General features: G+C 35.9%; 27 protein-coding genes. 13 read left to right on the forward strand and 14 right to left on the reverse strand.

From position 1 onward, the window contains the following. Positions 1 to 2: 2 nt before the first annotated feature. The 3 genes from moaA to yjfP all read right to left on the reverse strand — a co-directional run bounded on the left by moaA (position 3) and on the right by yjfP (position 2423). A complete protein-coding gene (moaA, locus tag MKX29_RS00345) occupies positions 3 to 1019 on the reverse strand; it encodes a GTP 3',8-cyclase MoaA (protein WP_341103255.1) in 1017 nt (338 codons plus the stop codon). Between the two features lie 234 nt (positions 1020 to 1253). Continuing rightward, a complete protein-coding gene (locus tag MKX29_RS00350; protein ID WP_095369832.1) occupies positions 1254 to 1565 on the reverse strand; it encodes a metal-sulfur cluster assembly factor in 312 nt (103 codons plus the stop codon). A 90-nt stretch (positions 1566 to 1655) separates the two neighbouring features. Further along, positions 1656 to 2423, reverse strand: coding sequence for an esterase (gene yjfP, locus MKX29_RS00355; protein ID WP_341103258.1), 768 nt, complete (start codon positions 2421 to 2423; stop codon positions 1656 to 1658). 228 nt (positions 2424 to 2651) lie between these two features. On the opposite strand from yjfP, the gene MKX29_RS00360 reads away from it, so the two are divergent. Further along, entirely contained in the window at positions 2652 to 3470 is an 819-nt protein-coding gene (locus MKX29_RS00360) for a Cof-type HAD-IIB family hydrolase (protein ID WP_095369834.1), read from the forward strand. A gap of 99 nt (positions 3471 to 3569) precedes the next feature. Next, on the forward strand, positions 3570 to 3722 hold the full coding sequence (locus MKX29_RS00365) for a hypothetical protein (RefSeq protein ID WP_191814850.1): 153 nt from the start codon (positions 3570 to 3572) through the stop codon (positions 3720 to 3722). 51 nt (positions 3723 to 3773) lie between these two features. Here the strand turns inward: MKX29_RS00365 and MKX29_RS00370 are convergent, their stop codons facing one another. Beyond that, positions 3774 to 4499 carry a BsuPI-related putative proteinase inhibitor gene (locus MKX29_RS00370; protein WP_341103261.1) on the reverse strand — a complete coding sequence of 242 codons (726 nt, stop codon included), beginning with the start codon at positions 4497 to 4499 and terminating at the stop codon, positions 3774 to 3776. A 15-nt stretch (positions 4500 to 4514) separates the two neighbouring features. Continuing rightward, positions 4515 to 5345, reverse strand: a complete 831-nt coding sequence (locus tag MKX29_RS00375) for a YitT family protein (protein ID WP_224937719.1) — start codon at positions 5343 to 5345, stop codon at positions 4515 to 4517. 125 nt (positions 5346 to 5470) lie between these two features. Here MKX29_RS00375 and MKX29_RS00380 point away from each other — a divergent pair, with 125 nt between their 5' ends. Then, on the forward strand, positions 5471 to 6331 hold the full coding sequence (locus MKX29_RS00380; protein WP_224937718.1) for a DegV family protein: 861 nt from the start codon (positions 5471 to 5473) through the stop codon (positions 6329 to 6331). 76 nt (positions 6332 to 6407) lie between these two features. After that, positions 6408 to 6539 carry a DUF3941 domain-containing protein gene (locus tag MKX29_RS00385; protein WP_095369838.1) on the forward strand — a complete coding sequence of 44 codons (132 nt, stop codon included), beginning with the start codon at positions 6408 to 6410 and terminating at the stop codon, positions 6537 to 6539. A 149-nt stretch (positions 6540 to 6688) separates the two neighbouring features. Here MKX29_RS00385 and MKX29_RS00390 read toward each other — a convergent pair whose 3' ends face one another. Further along, positions 6689 to 6856, reverse strand: a complete 168-nt coding sequence (locus MKX29_RS00390; protein ID WP_341103268.1) for a hypothetical protein — start codon at positions 6854 to 6856, stop codon at positions 6689 to 6691. Between the two features lie 347 nt (positions 6857 to 7203). Beyond that, positions 7204 to 8076 carry a CvfB family protein gene (locus MKX29_RS00395; RefSeq protein ID WP_341103271.1) on the reverse strand — a complete coding sequence of 291 codons (873 nt, stop codon included), beginning with the start codon at positions 8074 to 8076 and terminating at the stop codon, positions 7204 to 7206. 90 nt (positions 8077 to 8166) lie between these two features. Here MKX29_RS00395 and MKX29_RS00400 point away from each other — a divergent pair, with 90 nt between their 5' ends. Continuing rightward, positions 8167 to 8658: a YajQ family cyclic di-GMP-binding protein gene (locus MKX29_RS00400; protein WP_224937714.1), complete on the forward strand. Its 492-nt coding sequence runs from the start codon at positions 8167 to 8169 to the stop codon at positions 8656 to 8658. 121 nt (positions 8659 to 8779) lie between these two features. Further along, positions 8780 to 9646, forward strand: coding sequence for an SDR family oxidoreductase (locus MKX29_RS00405; RefSeq protein ID WP_289433327.1), 867 nt, complete (start codon positions 8780 to 8782; stop codon positions 9644 to 9646). A 160-nt stretch (positions 9647 to 9806) separates the two neighbouring features. On the opposite strand, the gene MKX29_RS00410 is transcribed toward MKX29_RS00405, so the two are convergent. Next, positions 9807 to 11333 carry an alpha-amylase family glycosyl hydrolase gene (locus tag MKX29_RS00410; protein WP_341103280.1) on the reverse strand — a complete coding sequence of 509 codons (1527 nt, stop codon included), beginning with the start codon at positions 11331 to 11333 and terminating at the stop codon, positions 9807 to 9809. A gap of 217 nt (positions 11334 to 11550) precedes the next feature. Further along, positions 11551 to 13398, reverse strand: a complete 1848-nt coding sequence (gene asnB, locus MKX29_RS00415) for an asparagine synthase (glutamine-hydrolyzing) (RefSeq protein WP_224937711.1) — start codon at positions 13396 to 13398, stop codon at positions 11551 to 11553. A 211-nt stretch (positions 13399 to 13609) separates the two neighbouring features. Between asnB and MKX29_RS00420 the strand changes: the two genes are divergently transcribed. Then, on the forward strand, positions 13610 to 14179 hold the full coding sequence (locus tag MKX29_RS00420; protein WP_095369844.1) for a DUF2777 domain-containing protein: 570 nt from the start codon (positions 13610 to 13612) through the stop codon (positions 14177 to 14179). Between the two features lie 74 nt (positions 14180 to 14253). Here the strand turns inward: MKX29_RS00420 and MKX29_RS00425 are convergent, their stop codons facing one another. The 5 genes from MKX29_RS00425 to MKX29_RS00445 all read right to left on the reverse strand — a co-directional run bounded on the left by MKX29_RS00425 (position 14254) and on the right by MKX29_RS00445 (position 21089). Then, positions 14254 to 15984 (reverse strand): putative bifunctional diguanylate cyclase/phosphodiesterase, encoded by a 1731-nt coding sequence (locus tag MKX29_RS00425; protein ID WP_341103284.1) that lies wholly within the window; start codon positions 15982 to 15984, stop codon positions 14254 to 14256. Positions 15985 to 16497: 513 nt separating this feature from the next. Further along, positions 16498 to 16848 carry a YisL family protein gene (locus tag MKX29_RS00430; protein ID WP_095369846.1) on the reverse strand — a complete coding sequence of 117 codons (351 nt, stop codon included), beginning with the start codon at positions 16846 to 16848 and terminating at the stop codon, positions 16498 to 16500. Positions 16849 to 16962: 114 nt separating this feature from the next. After that, complete coding sequence (locus MKX29_RS00435) at positions 16963 to 17859, reverse strand: fumarylacetoacetate hydrolase family protein (RefSeq protein ID WP_341055095.1); 897 nt, start codon at positions 17857 to 17859, stop codon at positions 16963 to 16965. Positions 17860 to 17937: 78 nt separating this feature from the next. Next, a complete protein-coding gene (locus MKX29_RS00440) occupies positions 17938 to 19110 on the reverse strand; it encodes a DUF418 domain-containing protein (RefSeq protein WP_341103287.1) in 1173 nt (390 codons plus the stop codon). A 386-nt stretch (positions 19111 to 19496) separates the two neighbouring features. After that, complete coding sequence (locus tag MKX29_RS00445) at positions 19497 to 21089, reverse strand: long-chain-fatty-acid--CoA ligase (protein WP_341103290.1); 1593 nt, start codon at positions 21087 to 21089, stop codon at positions 19497 to 19499. A gap of 200 nt (positions 21090 to 21289) precedes the next feature. Between MKX29_RS00445 and MKX29_RS00450 the strand changes: the two genes are divergently transcribed. Genes MKX29_RS00450 through MKX29_RS00475 form a run of 6 tightly spaced genes read left to right on the forward strand, consistent with a single transcriptional unit; the run spans position 21290 to position 23178 of the window. Then, positions 21290 to 21511: a spore germination protein gene (locus MKX29_RS00450; RefSeq protein ID WP_095369849.1), complete on the forward strand. Its 222-nt coding sequence runs from the start codon at positions 21290 to 21292 to the stop codon at positions 21509 to 21511. Between the two features lie 17 nt (positions 21512 to 21528). Beyond that, positions 21529 to 21762 carry a spore germination protein GerPB gene (locus tag MKX29_RS00455; protein ID WP_224937705.1) on the forward strand — a complete coding sequence of 78 codons (234 nt, stop codon included), beginning with the start codon at positions 21529 to 21531 and terminating at the stop codon, positions 21760 to 21762. A gap of 27 nt (positions 21763 to 21789) precedes the next feature. Beyond that, positions 21790 to 22395, forward strand: a complete 606-nt coding sequence (gene gerPC / locus MKX29_RS00460; protein WP_224937704.1) for a spore germination protein GerPC — start codon at positions 21790 to 21792, stop codon at positions 22393 to 22395. Further along, positions 22392 to 22568 carry a spore gernimation protein GerPD gene (locus MKX29_RS00465; RefSeq protein WP_191814817.1) on the forward strand — a complete coding sequence of 59 codons (177 nt, stop codon included), beginning with the start codon at positions 22392 to 22394 and terminating at the stop codon, positions 22566 to 22568. The genes gerPC and MKX29_RS00465 overlap by 4 nt, the downstream gene beginning before the upstream one ends. Before the next feature lie 4 nt (positions 22569 to 22572). After that, positions 22573 to 22947 (forward strand): spore germination protein GerPE, encoded by a 375-nt coding sequence (locus MKX29_RS00470; RefSeq protein ID WP_224937703.1) that lies wholly within the window; start codon positions 22573 to 22575, stop codon positions 22945 to 22947. Between the two features lie 12 nt (positions 22948 to 22959). After that, positions 22960 to 23178, forward strand: a complete 219-nt coding sequence (locus tag MKX29_RS00475; protein ID WP_341103297.1) for a spore germination protein — start codon at positions 22960 to 22962, stop codon at positions 23176 to 23178. Positions 23179 to 23206: the final 28 nt, after the last annotated feature.

Genomic DNA, 23206 nt, shown 5'->3' on the forward strand with positions numbered 1-23206 from the left:
CTTTATCCGCCAATATAAGACATTTCAAGTTTTTTGCGATTTTTTCTCGTTTCGTCTGTTCTGACATCAGAGTAACGATCATTCCGATAGTTCCATATGTCAGTAACATATCCGACAATATCATCATCAGAGACATTTGAACGAATAAATGATTTAATATCATGTCCTTCACCATTAAATAAACATGTATATAACTGCCCATTAGCAGATAATCTTGAGCGGGTACAACTAGAACAAAAAGATTCAGATACTGAGGTAATGAATCCTACATCTATATCAGTACCAGTGTAGCGATACCTTTTAGCAACTTCGCCAAAGTAGTCAGGATCAACTGGCTCAAGATCATAATGTTCATTTAATTGCTGGAAAATTTCTTTCTTTGTCACCACATCATTCATTTTCCAACCGTTTGTATCACCAACATCCATATACTCAATGTATCTTAACTGTAGTGAATGTTCTTTACAAAACTTCGCCATTGGTAGGACTTCTTCATCGTTTAAGCCTTTTTTTACAACCATATTAATTTTGACACCGAGTCCCGCTTCTTTTGCTGCGTGTATTCCCTTTATCACCGGACCTGTCCCGACATTTCGTCCATTAATTTCACCGAACAATTCATCTTTCAGACTATCTAAGCTAATATTCACCCGTTTTAACCCAGCGGCTTTTAATTGAGTAGCAAACTTAGGTAATAATACGCCATTAGTTGTTAACCCGATATCCTCTAAGCCTTCAATTTGAGATAGTTTCTCCACTAATAAAGGCAATTCTCTCCGTAGTAAGGGTTCTCCACCGGTTAACCTAATTTTTTCTACACCTAAACCAACAAAAATCCGTGCTAATCTTTCAATTTCTTCGTAAGATAACAATTCATTCTTAGGTAGAAAAACAAAATCTGGTCCGAAAATTTCTGCTGGCATACAATATTGGCATCTAAAATTGCAACGGTCAATTACTGATATACGTAAATCTCGTAATGGCCGATTGAGTGAATCCTTAATATGAGTTTGTTTCATGTAAATCAACTCCGTCTTATCGATCACGTCGATAACTTTTTCTATAAATAAAATGTAAAATGATTTTATTCCAATATAACATGAAATCCTCTATTGGCATATGCCAATTAGAGTACTAAATCTCTACTTTAAGCTTTATCCCTGCACCTAAGGCAAGGAGCGCTATTTTATTTCAATATTCATTCATACAAAAAAACAGCAAGCAATGCTTTGCTGTTTTTTCTTACACCTTAATTAATCACGTACGCCTAATGCAATCTTTGCATATCTAGACATTTTATCTTTTGTCCATGGCGGACTCCATACAATATTGACTTCCGTGCTTTTTACTTCAGGGATATCAGCAAGCGCTGTTTTCACTTGATCAACAATTGTGCCAGCTAAAGGACAACCCATGGAAGTTAAAGTCATTTCAACTTCCGTATTTCCTTCATCATCCATAGTAACATCATAGACGAGTCCTAAATTAACGATATCTACTCCTAATTCAGGGTCAACAACAAGTTCAAGTGCGCCCATAATGCTTTCTTTTAAATCTTTGTCCATCGAACACAACTCCTCATTTCATATATTATAGCTATCATAACAAAAAAGTCATCAATGAAAAAGGAATAGCTGTTTAACTATCACTTTTTCTTATAAATATCGTTGAAACCATTCAACTGTTGCTAATAAACCTTCTCTGCTTACCTTATGTCCTGCATTTTCATCAACAATGAAATTCAACTTGTCTCGGTGGTCCTTATATAAAGGTTGTATCGTTTGAAAAAAGTCATAAGTTGGCGCAAATGGAACAGTCGTATCTTTTTTTCCGTGCCAAAATAGCAATGGACGTCCTGATAAAACTTCCTCTTGTTTACTTAAATCATACTTTTTAATTTCATCTAGAACAGCCTCAACTTGAGTGTCTGATAATGGGAAATCCTTTACTTTTTTCCGCATTGTTTCAATTTGCATCCCAGCAAACTTCTCATAATATGGCATGCCCATTAAACTGACTGCCACCTTCAACCATTTATATTGTGTTAAGGCACCAAGTGTAATAATTCCACCCATTGAAGTCCCTGCCACACCAATACGATTCTCATCAACTAACCCTTTAGCTACTAACTCTTCTTTTATTTCCGGTAATTCTTTAATTGTTTGAATAATCATATCCCAAAATTTTAATTGCAATTCAGGCTCTGGCAATCCATGACCTCTTTCACCATGTTCATTCACTTCTGGTAATATAACACGAAATCCTTTTTCAGCAAGCAGGTAAGCATAATGTAGGTTATGCTCTTTCGCACTAGTAAAACCATGAATGAAGAAAATGAGAGGCAGCGATTGGGATTTAAACTCATCTTTCACGATATGCAAAGCGGGAATACCTTTTAATTCCTGATGATCAATAATAACCACTATGTCTCCTCCTATGTTAAAAACTATAAGAAAATGTAAACATCTTATAAAAGAGGTTATTTCTTTTACAAATGACCGTATACATTGGTAATATAGTGTAAACTTAGATAATAAATACTACTTGAAAATATTAACTGCCTTTCAAGTTTAACATTTATTAGCGCCTTACCATACTTTAATGCTTATTATATGAATGATTTTTTCCTATAAAAAACTGAAGGAGATATTATGACACAAAAACATTTAATCGTTCTTGATTTAGATGGAACTTTATTAAAGGATAATAAAACCATCTCACAAAAAACAAAAGAAGTCCTATTTAAAGCCCGTGAAGCCGGACATGAGGTGATGATTGCTACAGGAAGACCTTATCGTTCAAGTGAAATGTATTATAAGGAGATGCAAATGACCACACCTATCGTTAATTTCAACGGTGCCTTTATTCATCATCCAACAAATCCAAAATGGGGAATACGCCATACGCCTCTTGATATGAAAGTAACAAGAGACATTATTGATGCTAGTCAAGATTTTAAGTTCAATAATATTATTGCGGAAGTGCTTGATGATGTATATTACCATTATCATGATGAAAAACTGATGAATATGTTTAATCTCGGTAACCCTAAAGTCACTACAGGGGATTTAAGAAACTTCCTGCCTGCTTCACCAACAAGTATGCTCATTCATACAGACCAAGAGCAAATAACACAAATTCAGCGCCATTTGAATGATGTGCATGCTGAAGTTATTCATCAACGTAGCTGGGGTGAACCTTTCCATATTATCGAAATCGTTAAGGCTGGTTTAAACAAGGCAATTGGCATTCAACAAGCTTGTGATTATTTAAATATTCCTAAAGAGCGAGTGATTGCTTTCGGTGATGAAGATAATGATTTAGAGATGCTTGATTTTGCTGGTATTGGTGTGGCTATGGGTAATGGTATTGACGCTGTTAAAACAGCGGCTAATGAAGTGACCTTAACAAATGAAGAAGATGGGATTGGTATCTTCTTAAATGATTATTTAAATTTAAAAACACACTAATCCAAAATCTACCCTTTTTAAAAAAAGTAAAAATGGTACAAAATAAAGGATGTCGTAGCAATTAGCTACTTCAATATTCTTCATTAAGGGGAGATAATAATGGGCAAACGTAATAAATCGAAGCGCTTTATTAAGCAAGGTGCCGATAGTGTCACTCAGCATGATGCACGTATACCCTACCATTCAACATACTCGGAGGCAGAAGCTGAAAAGTTAAAGAATGTAAATGACTCTTCCCTCGGTGGAATATAAAATTTCGCAGGAAAAAGAGCTAACTTTTCTCGAGTTAGCTCTTTTTCAATCTTAAAAACTTTGCAGTATAATCGGAGTTCCTTTACTTCCCTTTTCAGAAAGGTAAGCGATCAGAGAACCGTTTTTTGGTAAATCTTCTTCCTCCACTTTCACAGCAATATTAAAATCACCATCTTTATTCACTTGAACAGGCTGTTCTTTTATAAGTAAAAAATGGCCATCTTCTACAGAATAAATAACCGGCAACTGCCCCTTATAATGCCCCTTAATATGATAGATACCATCTTTGCCCTCAACTGTCATATTGTTAAAGGGCTGTGCTTTACCATACATAAAAGTGGTGTGTGAAGTGTGGTTTATTTCCATTCCCTCTGGCCTAATTACCTGTCCTAAAAATTTCGCCTGAACCTTATAACTGCCTGGGTTTAAGGTACCTTCATTTGCGGTTTGATAATCCCAAGTAGACTTCCACTCCTTTTTTTCTCCCGGAGAAAGGTTCTCTGTTTGAATCATTTGTAAAAAGGCTTTTCCATCCGAATACCTATATATTACTTTTCCATGTTCATCCAACACCTCATAATCATACTTTTGGGAAGAGTTAAATTGCAATTCGACTAATTCATTTGTTTGATTATGGACGGTAAAAGTAAGGACCAATTTTTCTTCCGAAACCGCTTGAACCTCAAATTGAATATCCATATGGTTGTTTGCTTCCATTTCAGACTGCTGAGGAAGAAAATTCGTCGCAAGTATGGCACTAAGCAGTAAATGTAGCATAACTGCCCCCTTTCATTAATCTCTTCTAAAAACACCATAGACATCGGCAGTATTTACAATATTAGTGAATGCGTTAGGATCTACTTCTTGAATGGTCCTTTGTAAGTCAAATAATTCATATCTTGATACTACAATCATTAGCATTTCCCGATGTTCATTGGAAAATGCTCCTCTTGCAGGAATCATTGTAATTCCTCTAACCAATTTATTATGAATGGCCTTTTTCATTTCATCTTGCTTATTAGTAATAATCATCGCTGTAAGCTTTTCATGCCTTGTATGAATCGCATCAATAACCCGTGTGGATGCATATAATGTCACTAATGTATAAAGTGCTTTTTCCCATCCGAAAAGGAAGCCAGCTGTAATAATAATAACAGCGTTTAGTGAAAAAAAGTATGTACCTACTGGTCGATCCTTAGCCTTCGAGAGATACATAGCGATAATATCCATACCGCCTGTTGAAGCACCCCATTTCAATGTGATACCGACACCGACGGCTGCAATGACTCCCCCAAACACAGCATTTAACAAAATATCTTTTGATACACTGATGACAGGGATAATCTCCATAGAAACAGTTGTGATCACAACACTTAAAAAGCTATATAAGGTAAAAAGTTTACCCACACGCTTCCAAGCAAAGATGGCTATTGGTACATTTAAAATAAATAAAAGTATGCCAGTAGAAACCGCACCATTTAATATACTCGAAAGAAGTTGGGCTACCCCAGTAAAGCCGCTCGCATATACATTTGCGGGTATGAGGAAAAAGTTCATCGCTATCGCATTTAATATTGCCCCCACAACAATAATGATGATTTTTCTTGTTTCAATCCAATTCATATTGACCTCCTTAATCATCTCTCTATCTTTTCTTTACCCAAGTTTAGGTTTTTCAATGCATTCCATTGTGTTTTTTCCTAAGTTTCTATAAACTAGTATCATCTAAGTTGAAAGCAGGTGAAATAATGTCAGTTAAAATTCTCGCTGACAGTGCATGTGACTTACCGTTAAGTTTTTTTGAAGAAAACGATGTCACACTTATTCCATTGAAGGTTCATTTAAATGGAGAGGAATACGATGACCTGTTGACGATCGATTCCAAGAATATTTATGAAGCCATTCGCGAAGGTAAGGTACCTAAGACCTCCCAAGCTTCTCCCCTTTTATTTGAAGAGATCTTTACGAATATGGCTAAAAACAAGGAAGATGGTATCTATATAGCCTTTTCTTCCGCACTTTCTGGAACATATTCCACTGCCGTTATGGTGTTAGATCAAGTAAAAGAAACCTACCCAGACTTTAACTTAACCATCATAGATAGTAAATGTGCTTCCTTAGGTCATGGATTAGTTGTACTGAATGCTGTAAAAGATGCAAAAGAGCAACTTGCCATAGATGAAATTGTTAGCAATGCAACATTCAATTGCGAACATATGGAACATTTATTTACAGTTAATGATTTAGAATATTTAGCAAAGGGCGGTAGAGTTTCTAAAGCATCTGCCTTTGTAGGTGGGCTACTCAATATTAAACCACTGTTAAATGTTGAAGATGGAAAACTTGTACCAATTGAAAAGCATCGCGGTCGTAAAAAGCTCTTTAAACGAATCATTGATATCATGAGGGAAAGAGGCGTTGCCTTGGATAGACAAATGGTGGCTATTAGTCATGGTGATGATGAAGCCACTGCCCTAGAAGTGAAAGAGATGATTCAAAAAGAATTTGGTGTTGAACAATTTTATATTTCTCCAATTGGTTCAGCAGTCGGATCCCATGCTGGTGCCGGCACAATTGCAATTTTCTTTTTAAATAAACTTAAAGGTTAATGCACTTATACATACTTCCTTCCATTCTTTCAAACACTAAGTGTGTACAGATGAAGAATGGAAGGGAGTTTATTTTATGTCTCATACAACTGATAATGACAAAAAAGCAAAAGATAACAACGCATTCAACCATGAAAAAAACATGGAAGAAACAAAAAATAAGCAAGAAGGTCGAAAAAGCTTTTCAAAGAAAACAGACCATCTTTGATTGAACAAAAATTTAAAAATGACAAAAGTGAAGTCCTAAGATACCTCAAGTATTTTAGGACTTATACAGTTCACAAAATTTTGTCTTGAAATGGGGATCAATGGACATTTTTCAAAGCTTATTTTTTGTATTTATCCTTAACCATATTGTTAGGATAAGCTATTTTCATCGGTGGGCGTCTTTTTAATCGCGGTTTTCCTATTTACGCTACTCATTTCTTTGTTTCTTCTACTATTAGTCGCGATTTCTACATTTGCCCTACTCATTTCTTTCTTCCTTCCACTTTTAGTCGCGATTTCTTCATTTGCCCTACCCATTTCTTTTTTCCTTCAAATATTAGTCGCGGTTTCTACATTTTCCCTACTCATTTCTTTCTTCCTTCAATTTTTAGTCGCGATTTCTTTATTTGCCCTACTCATTTCTTTAGATCACCATTTATTAGTCGCGGTTTCACTATTAACTCCTTTCTTTGTTTCTCTCTTTTACATTGCTTATATTTCTTTCTCGCTCTTTTTTAGCAACGACTTCTACCGAGACTAAATTGTAGTTCTACCTATACTATCAACTTATCAACTAATACAACTTAAGTCTTGCTCGACTTTCATAAGTATGATGAAACCCATACAAAAAAAGCGGGATGGCTCTCACACCTTCCCGCTTTGATTTATTTTGACTCATTCTCTTTTATATAAGTCCAACCTTCTTTTTGATACACCTTACCGTCCTTCATCAATCGACCAAGTGCACGTTTAAAAGAAGCTTTACTTAGTTGAAATCTATCCTTTATATCCTCTGGTGCGCTTTTGTCACTGTATGGCATAGCTCCATTACGTGATTGCAAGTAATGAAGAATGATTTCACTATCATCAAGTAATGCTTCTTGTTTTCTTGGATTGAGGGAGACATTAATCGAGCCATCTTCTTTGACATCAATGATTCTACCGTTCACTTTTTCCCCAAGTCTTGGCTCTTGACGTCTTTCCGTTTCATGGATGAAGCCTTTTAGGCCATCTGCTGTGTAAATCCAGCTTCCAACTTTGGCTGTACGATAAATAAATCCGTGGATATCTTTATTAAGTTCTTCCCTTCCAGCCTTATGTGAAATACTAGCTATCACTTGATCTGTAGCAAGCTTGACATATATTCTACCGTTTCGATTAACCCTTAATGTAACGTATACCGTATCATCAACAGTCGGCCATACTCGTTCGTGAACAGGTAAATCCTCTTTTCCCAGTAACATATCTTTACTAATACCAATATCAATAAATACCCCGAGCTCAGGATTAACATCTACTACTTTCGCCCAGCCATATACTCCAACAGTAATCTCAGGTAATGTCATTGTTGCTGTTTTTCTACCTTCAGAATCTACATAAATAAAGACAGAAATTTTTTGTCCTTCCGTAATTTCTTCTTTCACCTCATTCTTATGAAGCAGAACGTCCTCTTCTCCATCTGTTAAGAAATAACCAAAAGTCGCTTCTCTGGAAACTAATAACTCTGTAATTTTGCCGATCTCATCTATTAAAGCCATTTATATCCTCCTAAAGTTGTTCGCATTGCTATATTCTACTATAATAAGAACATAAAGTGAAACTCTTTTCATGAGGAGGACAATTATTTTATGGCTAAAGAAAGTTCATTTGATATCGTATCAAAAGTAGATTTTGCTGAAGTCACTAACGCAATTCAAATTGCAATGAAAGAAATACAGACACGCTATGATTTTAAAGGAAGCAAAAGTAAGGTTACTTTAGAGAAAGAAGAGCTCGTTCTTATTTCTGATGACGAATACAAACTAGAGCAACTGAAAGATGTGCTAATTAGTAAGATGATTAAACGAGGGATCCCGATTAAGAATTTAGATTATGGCAAAATTGAGCCTGCTTCAAGTGGCACAGTTAGACAAAGAGCAAGCTTAGTTCAAGGGATTGACAAAGATAACGCGAAGAAAATCAATACATTAATTAAAAATAGCGGTGTTAAAGTTAAGAGTCAAATGCAAGATGATCAAATCCGCGTCACAGGGAAAAATAGAGATGATCTTCAACAAATCATCTCACTAGTAAGAGATGCTGATTTAACAATCGATGTTCAATTTTCTAATTATCGATAATTACATACTAGCTAAGAGGCAGTGATTCCACTGCCTCTTTTTTGTACTTAAGTTTGTCCTCATAACAATGTAAGGTTTTCAACATAATAAAAAGGGAAAACAACAGCAAGGAGGGATTAGGATGGATAAAAAACAATTGCCCAAAAGCTTTATGGCACAACATCAAAATCATCAACCAGGAACGGAAGAGGAAATGATTCCTAAGCCAATCTATGTGAATGAAGATTATAAACCTGCTGGAAAACTAGAAGGTAAAGTAGCTATTATTACTGGCGGTGATAGCGGTATAGGTAAATCTACAGCTATATACTTTGCTAAGGAAGGGGCAGACGTCATTGTTCCTTATTTAAATGAGCATGAAGATGCAAAAGAAACCAAAACATTAGTCGAACAAGCTGGGAAGACATGTCTTTTAATTAGCGGAGACCTTTCATCAGAAACTTTTTGTCAGGAAGTCGTAAAGCAAGCGTTAAATCAATTTGGGAAAATAGATATTCTTGTTAATAACGCTGGTGAACAGCATCCACAAAAAAACATCGAGGACATAAGTGGTCAACAACTTGAAAAAACTTTCCAAACAAATATTTATGCTATGTTTCATTTAACAAAAGCCACCCTACCACATCTAGGAGCTGGCAGCACGATTATTAATACCGCTTCTGTCACCGCTTATGCAGGTAATGAACTATTAGTCGACTATTCTTCAACTAAAGGGGCCATTGTCTCTTTTACTAGGTCACTTTCATTGCAGTTAGCTTCCAAAGAGATTAGAGTGAATGGGGTGGCTCCTGGTCCAATTTGGACACCATTGATTCCGTCCACTTTCTCTGCTGAGGAAGTTGCATCATTTGGTAAAAATGTTCCAATGAAAAGAGCGGGACAGCCCTTTGAACTCGCTCCGGCTTATGTCTTCTTAGCAAGCGATGATTCAAGTTATATGAGCGGACAAATGTTGCATATTAACGGCGGGAAAATTGTAAATGGATAGGGAAAGTAAGAGGGGGACAAGACCAAAAAGAAATGCTACATATCTTTTTCTCTCTGCCCCACTATATCTAGTGTAATATAACCTTGAAATGCACCTAACCAATCAAATTACATTTACTATCAAAAAAAGATGCCGAGAGTGTTTCGGCATCTTTTGTTCTCTATTCTCCTGTCCGATTTCTACCTCTTCTTCGAGCCAAGAATAAAAAGGCAAAGAAGGCAAGTAACACTGATAACAATGTTGCTCCATAAACAAAGTTAAACCCTTGCTTTTCGGTAAGAACATAAATTTCAGCTTCTTCTCGGTCTAGGACGAGATGATATTCATTTTGATCATTGCTTCTTACTAACCCACCAGCTAATAATCCTCGTAACTCTTTATCATTCTCTATCTCTTCTCCAGTTAATACTAAATCTTTCGTACCACTTGTATTATTGATGGCTACTATTGATGTTTCTTCTTTAAATTGTCTCTTAAAAACCGTAAAACCTTCACTTTCATGTAAAAGAGTGAAATCTCCTTTTGCAATAGAAGGTAATTTTTCTCTTGCTTTTGTTAGCTGTCCGATGAACTCAATTAACTCAGGATCCGTACGAAAATCCATTTGTCTGCGGTTATCAGGTGTTTCATTCCCAATTAACGCAATTTCACTACCATAATATAACATTGGAATCCCAGGGGTTGTAAACAAATACGTTAACGCTGTTCTCCACCTTGGTCCTGGATGTTCATTTAATGCGACTGGCTGATTTGTAAAGCGAATCATATCTTTACTATCAATTAGTCTTGTAACCATATTTGGCTCTTCATATGTATCAATGTTATTTTCGATGTCACCAATAGTATCAGTCATTGACACATCCGGTTTAACAAATGCTTCCCTTATATTAGATGTTGAAGCATAGTCTGTTAAGCTATCTATTCCAGTCATTTCATATTTAGCAATTTCTTGTGGGTCTGTGGACCATACTTCACCTAAAACAAAAAACTCGTTATCGGTTTCTTTTACACTGTCTACAAAGCTTTCAAGAAAATCTTTATCCGTTAACTGGATGCCTTCTAAACGATAACCATCTACACCTGTTTCTGTTATCCACCATTTAGCCGCTTCGATGATATATTGTGCTGCTTCTTCATTCTCATAATTGATTTGTGGCAACCCAGCTAACCAATCTTTCGTGAACATATCTGGTGTTGAGATTTCCTCAGATTCCTTCAACCAATCTGATTTAGTAGGGTCGTCTACCCATGGGTGTGTAGCTGCAACATAATTTAGTGGGAAATCAATTATAACATTGATATCTCTTTTGTGTGCTTCTTCCACTAGTCGTTCAAATTCTTCCAACGTTCCGAAATGTTCTTCTGTTTCATAGAAGTCTTCCACCCAATATCCATGATAACCTTTATCGGCGTTTGCAAATATCGGATTCAAGGTAATCGTCGTCATACCTAAATCTTCAATATGATCAAGTCTTTCAATAATACCAACAAAATCACCACCATGAAACGCTTCAAGGTCCTTCACATCCACATGGTAATCATTCTTACTATCTACATTGCTAAAACGATCAATCATAACATAATAAATAAGTTCATCCTGTAAGCTTCGTTTTTCTTCTGCTAATACACTTGGCACCAATGACACTAGTAATAGCGGAATTAAGATGAGAGTGATGACCTTTTTCATCTTTCTCCTCCTTAATGATAGTTTGTCTCTATTTTACAAAAACGTTAACCATTATAGATTAGCGGTTTGTTGTTACTTCGTCAAACAGAAGTGAACAAAATATTTAAAATCGTAACATTTCTTTTATATCGTACTAATTAATTGGAGTGAGACCTCAATTTTTATCGTAGAAAAAAAGAGGTGCTCCCATAATAATTAAAAAGGAACACCTCTTTTTTTAATCAACAATATTAATATTATAATCTTTAAACCAATAATGGATTTGTGCTAAGTGAGCGAGAAGCTGCGGTCCAGTCATTAATTGCCCAAACCATGGAACTTGAAAAGCAGAGCCTTCAGTTGCCACGATTTCTCGTAAATTCTTTTCATCGAATAATTCAAAAAGAACGGAGGATGAATCTTCTAACACGTCATTCAACATTTTTGTCACGATGCTAATATAAGCAGGGTTATGTGTTTTCGGATAAGGGCTTTTTTTACGATATAATACCTCGTTTGGCAATACCCCTTCCAACGCCTTCCTTAAAATTCCTTTTTCTCGATTACCATGCATTTTCATATCCCATGGGATATTCCATACATATTCTACTAGGCGATGATCTGCGAAAGGAACACGAACTTCTAAACTAGCTCCCATACTCATTCTATCTTTACGATCTAATAACGTTGTCATAAAGCTGAGCATGTTTATATAGAATAATTGCCGTCTTCTTGCTTCTTCCGATGTTTCTCCTTCTAAAAGGGGGGTTTCAGCAATCGCTTGATTAAATTTATCCATACTGTAATCTTTTAAGTTTAATTTCTTTCTCCAATCTTCTTTCAGAAGGCGCTGTCTTTCATCGATTGATCGCATCCAAGGGTATCCAGTTCGACTGAGATCATCCGAACGATGAAACCATGGATAGCCTCCAAAAATCTCATCCGCACATTCCCCTGACAAACTAACCACATGCTCTTTTTTAATTTCACGACAGAACCAAAGTAGAGAAGAATCGATATCTGCCATACCTGGTAAATCTCTTACATGAACTGCTTCAACTAAATGAGCGGCAAGCTCCTCCTGTGAAATAATGCAATTCTGGTGAACGGTATGGAAAGTGTCTGACATTTTCTTAATATAAAAACCATCAGCATTTGGTTGGAAATCGTTTGCCTTAAAGAATTGATCATTGCCTTCGTAATCAATGCTATAGGTTTTTAATGGTGGCTTTCCCTCTTTTTGATATGCTGTGGCTGCAATGGCTGTAATCGCACTTGAATCCAATCCACCAGATAAGAGCGTACATAAAGGAACATCCGATACGAGTTGTCTTGTTACTGCATCTGTAACAAGATGACGTACTTTTTCAGCTGTCTCATCTAAAGAGTCTTCATGTTTTTTGCTTTCCACATTCCAATATCGCCAAATCTTTAACCCTTGTTGTGATAGTGTTAACGCATGAGCTGGTCGTAGCTCTTTCACCCCGCGAAAAACACCTGACCCTGGGGATCTTGATGGTCCAAGACCGAATACCTCTGCTAATCCCTCTCTATCTACTTCTGTTTTTACTTCTGGATGTGCTAAGATCGCTTTTATTTCTGAACCGAACAGTAACCCCTTTACTGTCTCTCTATAAAACAGCGGCTTAACTCCTAACCGATCTCTACCAATAAAAAGTTCTTGACCGTTTTCATCCCAAATCGCAAAGGCGAATATCCCATTTAAATATTGAAGGCAATTTTTTCCCCATTCAATGTAAGAAGTTAGTAGAACCTCTGTATCAGAATGACCCTTAAACGAATATCCTTTTATAAGGAGATCTTTTCTTAAATCTTCTGTATTATAAAGTTCGCCATTGTAACAAATTGTATAGCGATTTTGATTCTTATCAATGGTCATTGGTTGCTTCCCGCCAACGGGATCAACAACGACTAATCGCTTATGACCAAATCCGGCTGGCCCAGAAGAAAAAATATTCGTATCATCAGGACCCCTTTTAGATAAAGTATTCGTCATTTTTTCTAGTGTCGGACGTTCATTTTGCATATTTGTATTGAAGTCAACCCAGCCCGTGATTCCACACATGGCTTCTTCACCCTTTCTACGAGCATCATAGATGCAGCAATATTTAAGCGGATAATTTAATGATGTCAAACGAGTGGAATTGCCCGGAACATCATGCATGGATTTATTCTATGCGAGCTAAAATAAATGGTTAATTGTCCTAGATAAAGGTTATAAAACAATAGGAAATTGCCAAAAAATAGAGTGAAAGACTTTTACCTGGAGGTTTATGATGAACAGACAACAACGACTCAATTTAATAGAACAACAATCAAGAGCCTATATGGAGGGGAATGTTGAATTTATTAATAATCAGTGGGTATTTTTTGACCAGGAAACGGATGAAGCATCTTCATTAGAAGAATATCGCCAACAAGAAATTGAGGTATTTAGACTGAAACGGTGGCGAAAAGGTGTATTATCACTCAATGGCCAAATCCATTGCGGGAGTGATCTGCTCCATTTAAAAGATCAAGATCAAATAAGAATTAAAAAGCATCTCGTTTTCTCATTAGAATCATTATTAGAAGAAGTAAATGACGATGCCTTTGTACAATTCATCACTAGTTTAAACAGCATTGATTTCTCCATTTTCGATTGTATTTACTGCTATAATCAGTTAACATTTTTCGGTGATGAAACAAGAAAAAGCGGTGTTAATTTTATGATCTTTGATAATCAAGAACATATTTGTAGTGTACAGCATCATTTCTTTTATTATGAAAAAGAGACAGACCGTTTCGAATTTACTTTAAATAGTGGAAAAAGAATGGTCATTGAAAAAATCTCTTCTTCCGGATAAAATGGGCATACAAAAAAAGACTGTAGACACTCTTTCCTACAAGCTCGTCTACAGTCTTATTTCCATTGTTAGGGTCATTGTTGCTGCAACCCTTTTTCAAATTCCTGGTTAACTAATGGCTTTTGAAAAAAATACCCTTGAGCAAAGTGACAATCCAGTTTTTTCAGCACTTTCATTTGCTCTTCTGTTTCTACACCCTCTGCTAGCACTTTTAACTGCAACCCTTTCCCCATCGTAATGATCGCTTTCACAATCGCAGCATCAGATGTATTCATACGTAAATTATGTATAAAAGAACGATCAATTTTCAATGTATCAATTGGCAAATCCTTCAAATAACTTAATGAGGAATATCCTGTACCGAAATCATCAATCGATACTTGAATGCCCATTCTTTGCAACTCTTTCATAACTGCAATACTATGTTTTTTATTTTTCAGCATCGTACTTTCTGTTAATTCTAAAATTAAATACTTCGGTGGAAGGCCCGATTGTTGCAAGGCATCTTTAACAACCTTTAAAAAATGCTTTTGTTGAAATTGGCGTGCAGCTACATTAACCGATATTTGTAAATGGGTAAAACCTTGATCATGCCATAATTTATTCTGCTTACATGCCTCATTTAATACCCATCGACCAATATCGTTAATGAGTCCTGTTTCCTCTGCTAAAGGTATAAATTTTGCCGGAGAGATATTTCCAATTTTCGGATGGTACCATCTAATCAAAGCTTCACTACCAAAAAGCTCTCCACTTTCTAAACAAACGAGGGGCTGGTAATGAAGTGTGAACTGTTTATTTTTTAACGCTTTTCTTAAATAGCCTTCCATCTCGAACCGTTTTAACACTTCATCATTCATTTCTTCAGAAAAAAAAGTTACTTGATTGCCACCTTTCTGTTTAGAAAGATGCATCGCGATATCAGCATTTTTCATCAGTTGTTCGGAATCTATCCCATCATTTGGATATAAACTAATGCCGAAACTTGCTGTGACATGAATCTCTTGTTGTTGAATGACAATGGGACGATCGATGGTCTCAAGCAAAGTCTGTGTGATTCTCATTATTTCTTCTGTCTGTAAATTCTCAGGTAATAAGCATAAAAAGCGGTCCCCACCAAAGCTGCCTAAAAAGCTATCTGATGGTAATGTCTGATTAACACGGTTAGCCAGTTGCTGAATGATTTGATCGCCTATTAAATATCCAACACTTTCGTTAATCAATTTAAAACGATCGATATCAATAGATAGTAAAGCAAAAGATTGTCGATTTTTTTTCGCCCTTTTCATTGACGAGATTAATTGTTCAGTAAATCTATGTTTATTTGGGAGTCCAGTTAAATGATCATAGTACGATAATTCGGTTAATTTACTTTCGATCTTCTTTAGTTCTGTAACATTTTTAGCAATTCCATATATACAACTTACCTTTTCCTCTCGAATAACTGGGATGAGTTTAATATCATAAAAGTCTTTCTTACCAAGTTTCCCAATAATATCTGCTTGGAATTGCTGTGTTTCCCCCATTCTTGCACGGTCAAAAAAAGCTTTGATAATCGGAAGTTGGCGATGATCAAATAAACGAGTAAATGGCAGACCAATCAGCTCCTTTGCTGTATAGCCCGAATTTTCCTCTAAAGCTGAATTGACACTTGTAAAACGATCCTCACCATCAATAGTAAAGATAGATTCTGTGTTATTTTGGAACAAAACATGATAGCACTGCTTTAAGTTTTGGCACTCTATCATTAATTGTTTTGTTCGTTTACGATCATTGACAGGTAATTGAATAAACGAATCGACCATCATCGGCTCCTCCTTTGTTACTGAAATAAACGATGGCACCTGATTTTCAAGCTGCATTTGTTCATTTTGTCAATTCCTGATAGTATAGCTGCCATTTCGTGTATCCTCCTGCGAGTGTATGTCCACCTTTCATTCGTCAACATTTGATACTTTATAATCCAACCTCGATTTACCATTATAATGACGTTTATTATCTTTGACGATCATAAAAAGCTCTTTCCTCTAACACTCACAAATCTTTTATCGGTTCATTCTCATTTAATTCAATAACCGCCCACATCTTTTACTTCATAATCAATCATATGGAGGTTCTTAACCTTACAAGGTTAAACATACCCTCAAACAATAAAGCCTGTGTCAGATAGCGCAGCTTCGCCTTATATAGTAGTAAATACCCAAAAAAGAAAATAAATATAGTACTATCAGATTAAAAATACCATAAAATTCGAGATAAAGACATCAAAAAAAGAAAAAAGCTGCTAGTTTTAGCAGCTTTCAATAGAGTCTTTTCACCTACATAAATGGTGTAAATCCTAATGGCAAACTTAAGCCTAAATAAAGGACAAGTAAAAAAGCGACAACTAGTTGAACCCATAAAATGGTTGACTTTTCGCCCTTTTTATTACGAATTAAGATCATTTCCCACATAGAGATAATCCATAAGCCAACAAGCGCTTTCAATACATACAAAATATCAATATTACTAATTGAGAAAAGCATACCTACACCTGTGGCAATGATTAATAAGTAAAATAATCTTAGAATCATATGTACCACTTTATCTTTGCCATTTTTCTGCAATGATAAGGCAACAAAGAATAGAATAAAGGCAACGATCCATGTTGTTAAATGTGCATGTGTCACATTAGAACCCCCTTAAATTTCTTATTCTCTTATCCTTAGAGAATAATTCGTTTACATCATACCATAATCAAATAGATAAAGCCTAAGGATTACTATCAATCTTTACAATAATGATTAATTAATACTCATTATTGTATTAGATAACTGCCCTACACCTTCAACTGTGATTTCAATATGATCACCTGGCTTTAGAAAACGTGGTGGTTTAAAGCCATTACCAACGCCAGCAGGTGTACCTGTGGCAATAATATCTCCTGGTTCTAGCGTCATCCCTTTTGAAAGGATGTGAATAACCTTCTCGATAGGAAAGATAAATTTTGAAGTATGAGAATCTTGTCTTACTTCTCCATTGACCTTAGTCGTAATACGCAAATCATTAGGATTTGTTAACTCTTCTTTCCCAACAATCCACGGACCTATCGGACATGATTGATCCAGGCTTTTCCCTAAAAAGTATTGCTTATGTTTAGATTGTATATCTCTTGCTGTTATATCATTAATAATCGTATAACCAAACACATAATCTAACGCTTCCGCTTCTTCTATCTCTTTGCCTTTTTTACCGATAATAACCCCTACTTCTCCTTCATAATCTAACATTTCTGTTAGTTGTTGATAATGAGGGATTTCTTCGTCTGGAGCAGCTACTGTTGTAGGTGACTTCGTAAAGACAATCATTTCTTTAGGAATATCTGCTGCACTTCCCATTTCAATTGCATGTTCTGCATAGTTTTTCCCTACACAGAAAACATTCTTTTTCGGCCTTGGAATTGGTGCTTTTAATTGAATGTCTTCTAAGGCTATCAATTGGGCAGTTTCACTTTCATCGCTTATTAATTCCTGTATGAATGTGTCGCTCCATTTTTCATGTCCGATGGCATCCACTAAATCTTCTGGCAAAGGTACCCCTTTGTTTTGTGCAGCCTCCTGCAAAGGTAAGACCATTTTTTCATCTTTCACAAGTACGCCGTAAGCTTGTTTATTATTGTATTCATATGTAATGTACTTCACTCTCTACACCCCTTTTTAAATAAGTATAGCGTAAATTAACTGAAATGTTAGCAAATGATTGTGAATAATAGATGACTCTTACTTTTGGATTCTTTTAAATGTAGACGGCTTTTGCCAATAAGTGAACCATCTCCAACACCATTCGAATGGGCCATATACAAAATATTTCATCCATATCATGCTGAGTACAATTTGACATACGTATAATATAATGGCAATCATGGTTCCTGTCAGCAATGATACATTGCCATACAATCCAAATCCATAACTGTAAAATAAACATGTAGCTACAATGGATTGCATTAAATAATTCGTCATAGACAAGCGCCCGATTATTTGTAAAGGTTTTGTGATCATACCTATCTTGCTATTAACGAGCACAAGGATGAGTAGGCTATACCCAACCGCTACCAATGGGCCCCCAAAGATATCTTGTATATATTGCATTGCTAAATTAGTACTAATGAAATATGGTAATAGTTTAATAAGGTACCCAGTAGTAAGAAATACAATCATGAGAACGAACGCTGTCATCCGTCTTTGTTCAAGTTTTTCAACCACTTGAAGCTTTCGTAGCCCTGCTCCAATAAAAAACAATGGTAAAATACTAATCATTAAAATGGGCATTGTGGCCAAATTATTATTCATTAACCAGTCATCTATATTCTGGCGGACGATTTCTAGCCATGTGCCTGATTGATATACCTGAACAATGTCAGCAACAGATGTCGTCATCATTACCGAAAGATCTGGTTCTATGAATAACGTAAGAAATAATACCCCTACTAAGAGTAGATTAGGAATAATATAAATGAGTAGACCAAGTAAAATTAACAGTTTCCCTGACAGTTCTATGAATAAAATAAGAGCAAATCCTGCGATAGCATAGGTAACTAAAATATCTCCATGCCAAATGAATAATGCGTGACATAAACCGATGATTAATAAAAATAGAAATCTTCTTGCGAGTAATAATGGACTATGAACGCCTTTTAACTCTGCCCTTTCTTTTAGAATCATGACACCATAGCCAAATAATAAAGAAAATAACGGATAAAAACTCGCTTGAAAAAATACATCAATAATAGGGAAAACCGTACTATCCCCTGCTTTATCCCAATAATTAAACGGATCTATATGCGTATATGGTGAATGGAAAGATAAAAAATTGACTATTAAAATACCAAATAAAGCGAATCCCCTCATCGCATCGATGGAATGAATCCTTCTGTTTTCGTTAAGCGATTGCATAACTTCCTCCTAAGAAATTAATTTACAATTGAACTAAGTCGTTGCTTTTACCTCCTTCTCTTTTTCCCAGGCTATTCCAACTGCCGGACTGTAATTTGTTAACTGATCACTATTTCTATTAGAATCTAATTAGAGAATAAAAGGAGAGCCACCCGAAACAGTTAACCTATTTCTTCCTTTAATTCCAATATTCATCAACACACTACCTTAATATAGCATATTTTCTACTATCAATTTAATCATTTTCTCTTACTATTTTTTTGCAGTTTCTTAACGTACATTACCGAACATGAAAAAAAGCATATCTTTGTCTTAAAAGATATGCCCATACTTCTCATTATTAAAATAAATCCAAAAAACATGCGCTCTCGCTTAAAACAAATTGTTCAATTAACATATCTACCGTTTTTCCCGCTTGTAGCCCAATAATCGTTACGCAAATGAATTTTTTGGATTTTTCCTGAAGCTGTTTTTGGTAGTTCGTTTGTAAATGTTACGCTAGTTATCGCTTTAAAATGAGCCATATTTTCACGAGTAAAAGCAATAATATCTTTTTCGTTCACTCCGTCCATCCCTTCCTTTAAAACAATAAAGGCATGTGGGGTTTCGCCCCATTTCTCATGTGGTACGGCAATAACAGCTGCTTCCAAAATTGCAGGATGTTCGTATAATACACCTTCAATTTCAATGGAAGAAATATTCTCACCACCGGAAATAATAATATCTTTCTTACGATCCACAATGTCTATGTTGCCATATTGATCTACTGTCCCCATATCCCCCGTATATAGCCAGCCATCACGAATCGTTTCTGCTGTTGCTTTTTCATTTTTCCAGTAACCTTTCATTACCCCGTGACTACGTACAACCACTTCGCCAATATCTTTGCTATTATTTGCAACTTCTGCACCATATTCATCAACAACTTTCACTTGAGAACCAATCATTTGATAACCGGCTTTTGCCTTCATTCTATATGTTTCTTTTTCAATTATTTGGATATGAGATCTGATTTGTGATATCGTGCTTAGTGGTGAAGATTCGGTCATCCCATATACTTGGATAAAGTCCCAGCCCATCTCAGCTTCCACTTTAGAAACAAACGCAGGCGGCGGCGCAGAACCTGCAATCACTACGCGAATAGGATGTGAGAACTTCGTTTGATGCTGATCATAGTATTGCATTAAGCTATTCAATACAGTCGGTGCCATATGTACGATAGACACTTTATACTTCTCCATTGCTTGAAAGATGACTTCTGGTGTCGTTTTACGCAGACATAGTTGTTTTGCCCCATTCGCTGTATAATAAAATGGTGAACCCCAGCCGTTAACATGAAACATTGGCAGTACATGAATAAGTGTATCTTGATCACTCACTCGCAAATGATGCATCGTACTTAATGCATGTAAGTAGTTGTTACGATGAGTAAGCATCACACCTTTTGGGTCTCCTGTTGTTCCACTCGTATATAACAAAGAACATACATCCTCTTCGTCTATTTCTTCTCTACAAAAACTTTCTTCAGGAAAAGATGCTAACCAATTGTCATAACCAATTTCAGTTGTATCACTATCCATATCATGAACAATAATCGTTTCTACTGTTACTAACTGATCTTTAATTGGTTGTATCAATCTATACAGTTCTTGATCAACGAAAAGTACTTTTGATTCACTATGATTTAATATGAAAACGTAATCATTTGGTTGTAGCCGGATATTAAGAGGAACCATAATTGCATTTAATTGATATACTCCATAAAACCCTTCAAGCATTTCCACAGTATTTGGCGCTAAATAAGCGACGCGGTCTCCCTTTTGTACACCAATGCTTTGCAGACCATGTGATAATTGATTCACCCTTTTATTCAATTGATTATATGTAAGTGTGAGCGTATCACCATATATTGCTTCTTTATCTCCATATAACCTTACCGCACGATCTAGAAATTCAGTTAATATTAACGGTACCTTCACGGTAAATCACTCCTCGCTAAAATAATTAAAATTTTCTGATTATAATTATTTTAGCATTTCAACAGTCTGACATCTATATTTTTCACCCTTAATCATAAAGTTTCTTCACACTATTACACTAGGCACATAGGATAATGATAAATAGATAATTAGGGCATTCGCCCGTTTTCAAAACTTCAGTGTACGCAAAGGGTGTTGATATGCCAGCAATTGTTGGAGCTGTTCAAGTGATTTCTATAGGAAGTAGTTCCGTTTTTAACATTGGTGATATTTATAAGGTAATGCCCCTCTCTAATGCCAAAACGTTTTCTGGTGCCGGTTCTTTTAATACAGGGGATGGATTAGATGTCGTTAACTACAATAGCACAACCAACACATATGATAACGATAGCGTTGACCAAGGTAACTACTTTAATGCATAACTTTAAGGTGATGAGCGATGAATAATTATTATATTCAACAATCTATTTCTATTCAGCTAATTAAAATAGGCGGGGTCTCAAACTCTTCCGTATTTCAAATTGGCAGTGCAGGTATTATTAAACCAGCCTCCCACTTGTATAATACGGGAGGGTTTACCGAACCTGCACCTGAATATGAAGAAACGCCAATTGCCCCAGGAACAACAGTGGGGACACCACTCGTTCCCTTAACTGCTCCATCGAAACCATAATATGATTTGAGAGGCGGCGATTTTAGGATGAGTCAAGATCTTTACACGTATTTACAACAATTACAAGCTTATGTACAAATGCAAGAACAGCGGATTCAAAAGCTTGAATCTTCAATGAAAAAAATGAAGGAAGAAATGGCACAAAATGATCGCCAGCCTATTCATATCGACCGGATCGAATATAAATTTGACCAGTTAAAAGTAGAGACATTGGAAGGGACATTAAACATTGGCTTAAATCCATCAGATTTGCAAGATATTGATGATTTCTCTGTCGATCAAAAAGAATTACAAACACCTTATTCTCCCAAAAAATTGTTTAAAAGAAATATGGAAATAGAAACAGCATTATTAACTTTTATAGAAGGGGAGCTCCCACAAATTGTTGAAGAAGCAGAAGCAAACTTAAAAATGCCAAATGATAGCTCCTATGTAGAATTTATTAAAGAGGATATTAAAAAGCAGCTTTCTAGTCGTGTAGACTACTATTTGAAACAGCAGTCTAATCGTAATTTAGACAGCCAGGAAGAGAAAACAAAAGTGATTGAAACATTAAAAACGGAAATACGAAATGGTGTTTATGCCTTCCTTAGTCATTTACCGGAGAATATGAAGGAGATGAAAAAAGAATGAATTTCCAAGTATATAACCGCGAGCTCTGTGTGGGAGATGTGCGCATAATTGGTGTGTCGAGTTCATCCATATTTATTGTCGGGGATGCGGAAACGATACAGCTTGCCTCTACCTTTGATACACCACCTGAATCACTAATTATCGGTCCCTTTGTACCACTAACACCGGAGTAATTACATGTTTAAAAGAACATCAGTTGTAGACCAGATTAAGGTGGACACATTTGGCTTCTCCTCCATTTTCGAAATCGGTGATACTTCTTATATCCAAGGTTATTCCCGGGCATTGGCACTGCAGCGAGACGCTGAAATCTTTTATGGTAAAGAAGGTAATTACAACGTTTATGACATCTATAGAGAAGAATTAGTTATTCCGAAAATAACTGAAAATATCCAAACTCACTATATTCAACATAAACCCATTATTAAAGTTAAGAATATAGATATTTTAGGCGTTTCATCAAGCGCAGTCCTTCATATTGGCAATACGAAAGATATTAGTATGGAATCTCGTGTGAAACATTTTAGACAATTTGTGAAAAACGAAGAATAAAGGGTGTTTATTATGCCGGCAATTATCGGCCCTGTCCAGATAATCAATGTTTCAGGTGGTATTGTTCAATTCGGCGATTCACTTTATATATCACCAAAAAGTAACTCTAAATCTACTACTGGCTCTGGAACTTTGAACACTGGTGGATTTGTAATGACAAACAATGGGCTCAGTGCAAGTAATGTATTAGATGCAAACTTATTGGATCAACCAACTGTAGGCAACTTATAAGAATACACTAAAAAGAGGGCAACTGCCC

Source organism: Cytobacillus sp. FSL R7-0696, from assembly GCF_038006865.1.
In the GTDB taxonomy this organism is placed as follows: domain Bacteria; phylum Bacillota; class Bacilli; order Bacillales; family Cytobacillaceae; genus Cytobacillus; species Cytobacillus kochii.

What these genes read in the sequence shown, in the direction of transcription:
- moaA (WP_341103255.1), bottom strand. Translation starts at nt 1,019, where the DNA reads ATGAAACAAACTCATATTAAGGATTCACTCAATCGGCCATTACGAGAT.
- MKX29_RS00350 (WP_095369832.1), bottom strand. Translation starts at nt 1,565, where the DNA reads ATGGACAAAGATTTAAAAGAAAGCATTATGGGCGCACTTGAACTTGTT.
- MKX29_RS00360 (WP_095369834.1), top strand. Translation starts at nt 2,652, where the DNA reads ATGACACAAAAACATTTAATCGTTCTTGATTTAGATGGAACTTTATTA.
- MKX29_RS00365 (WP_191814850.1), top strand. Translation starts at nt 3,570, where the DNA reads ATGGGCAAACGTAATAAATCGAAGCGCTTTATTAAGCAAGGTGCCGAT.
- MKX29_RS00370 (WP_341103261.1), bottom strand. Translation starts at nt 4,499, where the DNA reads ATGCTACATTTACTGCTTAGTGCCATACTTGCGACGAATTTTCTTCCT.
- MKX29_RS00375 (WP_224937719.1), bottom strand. Translation starts at nt 5,345, where the DNA reads ATGAATTGGATTGAAACAAGAAAAATCATCATTATTGTTGTGGGGGCA.
- MKX29_RS00380 (WP_224937718.1), top strand. Translation starts at nt 5,471, where the DNA reads ATGTCAGTTAAAATTCTCGCTGACAGTGCATGTGACTTACCGTTAAGT.
- MKX29_RS00385 (WP_095369838.1), top strand. Translation starts at nt 6,408, where the DNA reads ATGTCTCATACAACTGATAATGACAAAAAAGCAAAAGATAACAACGCA.
- MKX29_RS00390 (WP_341103268.1), bottom strand. Translation starts at nt 6,856, where the DNA reads ATGGGTAGGGCAAATGAAGAAATCGCGACTAAAAGTGGAAGGAAGAAA.
- MKX29_RS00395 (WP_341103271.1), bottom strand. Translation starts at nt 8,076, where the DNA reads ATGGCTTTAATAGATGAGATCGGCAAAATTACAGAGTTATTAGTTTCC.
- MKX29_RS00400 (WP_224937714.1), top strand. Translation starts at nt 8,167, where the DNA reads ATGGCTAAAGAAAGTTCATTTGATATCGTATCAAAAGTAGATTTTGCT.
- MKX29_RS00405 (WP_289433327.1), top strand. Translation starts at nt 8,780, where the DNA reads ATGGATAAAAAACAATTGCCCAAAAGCTTTATGGCACAACATCAAAAT.
- MKX29_RS00410 (WP_341103280.1), bottom strand. Translation starts at nt 11,333, where the DNA reads ATGAAAAAGGTCATCACTCTCATCTTAATTCCGCTATTACTAGTGTCA.
- asnB (WP_224937711.1), bottom strand. Translation starts at nt 13,398, where the DNA reads ATGTGTGGAATCACGGGCTGGGTTGACTTCAATACAAATATGCAAAAT.
- MKX29_RS00420 (WP_095369844.1), top strand. Translation starts at nt 13,610, where the DNA reads ATGAACAGACAACAACGACTCAATTTAATAGAACAACAATCAAGAGCC.
- MKX29_RS00425 (WP_341103284.1), bottom strand. Translation starts at nt 15,984, where the DNA reads ATGGTCGATTCGTTTATTCAATTACCTGTCAATGATCGTAAACGAACA.
- MKX29_RS00440 (WP_341103287.1), bottom strand. Translation starts at nt 19,110, where the DNA reads ATGCAATCGCTTAACGAAAACAGAAGGATTCATTCCATCGATGCGATG.
- MKX29_RS00450 (WP_095369849.1), top strand. Translation starts at nt 21,290, where the DNA reads ATGCCAGCAATTGTTGGAGCTGTTCAAGTGATTTCTATAGGAAGTAGT.
- MKX29_RS00455 (WP_224937705.1), top strand. Translation starts at nt 21,529, where the DNA reads ATGAATAATTATTATATTCAACAATCTATTTCTATTCAGCTAATTAAA.
- gerPC (WP_224937704.1), top strand. Translation starts at nt 21,790, where the DNA reads ATGAGTCAAGATCTTTACACGTATTTACAACAATTACAAGCTTATGTA.
- MKX29_RS00465 (WP_191814817.1), top strand. Translation starts at nt 22,392, where the DNA reads ATGAATTTCCAAGTATATAACCGCGAGCTCTGTGTGGGAGATGTGCGC.
- MKX29_RS00470 (WP_224937703.1), top strand. Translation starts at nt 22,573, where the DNA reads ATGTTTAAAAGAACATCAGTTGTAGACCAGATTAAGGTGGACACATTT.
- MKX29_RS00475 (WP_341103297.1), top strand. Translation starts at nt 22,960, where the DNA reads ATGCCGGCAATTATCGGCCCTGTCCAGATAATCAATGTTTCAGGTGGT.